Source organism: Helicobacter magdeburgensis, assembly GCF_000765825.2.
In the GTDB taxonomy this organism is placed as follows: domain Bacteria; phylum Campylobacterota; class Campylobacteria; order Campylobacterales; family Helicobacteraceae; genus Helicobacter_C; species Helicobacter_C magdeburgensis.
The window spans coordinates 1-2,514 of sequence record NZ_JRPE02000035.1 but is presented as its reverse complement, the minus strand read 5'-3'; the positions used below and the strand labels follow the sequence as shown (position 1 = coordinate 2,514).

Annotated in this window: 2 protein-coding genes and 2 pseudogenes; all 4 read left to right on the top strand. The window is 31.3% G+C overall.

Annotated elements, in window-relative coordinates; all coding sequences use genetic code 11:
• Positions 1–493: pseudogene (locus LS74_RS10680) on the top strand (type VI secretion system Vgr family protein); the annotation flags it as partial.
• A gap of 138 nt (positions 494–631) precedes the next feature.
• On the top strand, positions 632–931 hold the full coding sequence (locus LS74_RS10675; RefSeq protein ID WP_236096932.1) for a hypothetical protein: 300 nt from the start codon (positions 632–634) through the stop codon (positions 929–931).
• A gap of 445 nt (positions 932–1,376) precedes the next feature.
• Positions 1,377–1,745, top strand: coding sequence for a hypothetical protein (locus tag LS74_RS11020; protein ID WP_167480497.1), 369 nt, complete (start codon positions 1,377–1,379; stop codon positions 1,743–1,745).
• Positions 1,745–2,514 (top strand): annotated as a pseudogene (locus LS74_RS10665) (hypothetical protein); the annotation flags it as partial. The gene LS74_RS11020 and the pseudogene LS74_RS10665, both read left to right, overlap by 1 nt.

Here is a 2,514-nt window from a genome sequence, read left to right as displayed (position 1 = left end):
AAGCCATACTTTAAATGTAGGAGTAGATAACAAAGTAAGGATTGCAAAGAAGAGTAGCGAATATATAGGAGAGGATAAGGAGGTGGAGATAGGGGGGAATGTAAAAGAAGAGATAGAGGGAGATAAACACCAAAAGATTAAAGGAGAAGTGCAAACACATATAGAAAAATCTTTGATGCAAAATGTAGAGGGAGATGTGGATATAAATACCACACAAAACTATACTCTCGTAAGCAATGAAAAAACGATATTAAAATCTTCTAAAGCAATGAGTTTAACAACAAATGAAAATTTAAGTCTTGAGGCTGATTCTTCAAATTCAGAGATTCAAACCAATTATAGCGTTAATGCTGGTAACACTATAATTCACCAAGTAGGAGATACTTCAATTACTGCTAAGGGAGATTGTGTTATTATTAAAGCTGGTGGAGTAGAAGTAGTGATAGATTCTAAAGGATTAGTCGTTAAAGGTGGGGAGGTAAAGGCGGAGTGAGGGGTAAAGAATAAAGGATTTGATATTAGAGCTGGAGCAATAGATTCTAACCCCAATGCTCCCTATAATCCAAATAATAATCTTAAACTTTATGATTCTAAAGATACATATAATCGTATTCCTTTTGCAGAAGTTATAATGTGTAATATTGATTGTGAAGAGTTTTTAAAAAATGCCACAACATTAAACACACAAAACAATATAGAATCTACGACCAACACAGAATCTGCACACCAAAATAATACAAACCAACCCTTTACTTACCAAGATTCCAATATCACAGCTAAAGAAATCATTAATGATAATAACACTTCAACACTCATTATAGAATCTAAAAACAATCCCTTTGAATATCAAGGTAATACTGCAGATACTCTAATGAGTGGATTAAGTGGAGTGTTTGGGACACATCACACTAAAATGAGCCTTTGGGGTTAAAAAGGAAAAGAGTATGAAAGATTTTGACCCTTTGTTGTTGCAAGGATTGCCCTATAGAAATGGGGAGATAGATTTTAAAAAACTTAATATATATAAAAATATAATGAGATGTTATGATATTCTGGTCTTAGTATGTTTTATATTTGGTATATTTTCTATTCCTTTAGATTCTAATCCATTACAAAAGTATATATCCAATATCAAAACTCTATCCTTGTGTGCATTTTCTTTATATACAATTCTTAGCATTGGATATATTTATCTTTGGAATAAAGCAAAAATCATCTATAGCACACAAGAACCTTTGATTATTTGTGATTTTAATCATAGACAAACAGATGATAAGTTTTATTTTATCATCGGAATTATATTCATTAGTATTTGTTTTCTTATAGCTAGTATTTTAAGCCTTATAAATATATGTTTTTTAAGCCTTATAATTTTTATGGCACTTAGAGTAAAAATATTTTGTCTCAAATCCCTTATATTAACGCAAGATTCTCTTATTTTGAGGTATAGATTCTATGGAGATTATGCTCTAAGTTTAGAATCTCTGATTGTTGTGCCAGAAAATCAGCTTGTATGGAATAATAATGAGTGGGGGGATGACAAATCAAAAGGGATTTGGATTGCACGAGTAATACGGAAAGACAAAAAAGTGTATCTTTACCCTATTTTATCAGAAAGGAATGCGTGGTTTGGGTTAAACAACCTCCAAGAACTCTATAATTATTTGAGCAAAAAGCTTGATTTTGATATTATCAAACAAACACAAAAACCATTTTTGTTTTACTATAAGCTTAAGGAGATATGATGAATCATAAAACGCTCAATCAATCAGTTTGTATTCCAAGTGATAATCCTACAATAGACGAATATGGGAATGAGGAATATGATTGTATCGTCCCAACAGAAATCATCATAAATACAGATACACAGAATATCAAAGATAATCTTTTTTATGCGGCTGGTAGAATGGACGCTATATTAAGCACAATTGTTGAGCAAATAACAAAAAATAAGCGTATAGGGGTAATTTTTGCTATTAAAGATGGTGGAAAATCAATGACAATGAATATTAGCAATGACAAATTAAATAAAAATGAAATCATTGCATTGGGAATGGTAGAAATAGGAATTGGCATAATATTTCTTATACCAAGTGGTATTACTTGGGCTGTTGCGGGATTATTGATTTCATCACTCATCGCTTATTTTCTCTCCGACCTCTATCTCTACCTCAAAGACAAATCCATAGAACTTTGGGAAAAGATAAAAACAGAATTTGATAGCACAACTGCTTCTATTGCATCGCTCATAGAAAAAAATGTTTCATCTTTGCGAGATTTCACTTCAAATATCATTAATAAAGTTTCTTCTTGGGTAGATGAATTTGATGTGAATAATTTAATTATACAAGGCAATCATTCAAGTGGAGAAATAGAATATAATCCTGCTCACCCTTATGCTAATCCTCAAAGAAATTTATCCTCCAAAGACTACCAATCCCTTATAGAACTTCTTTTACATAAAGATTCTAATGCCCTAGATATAGATACACTTCTCCATACTTTTCCAAACTA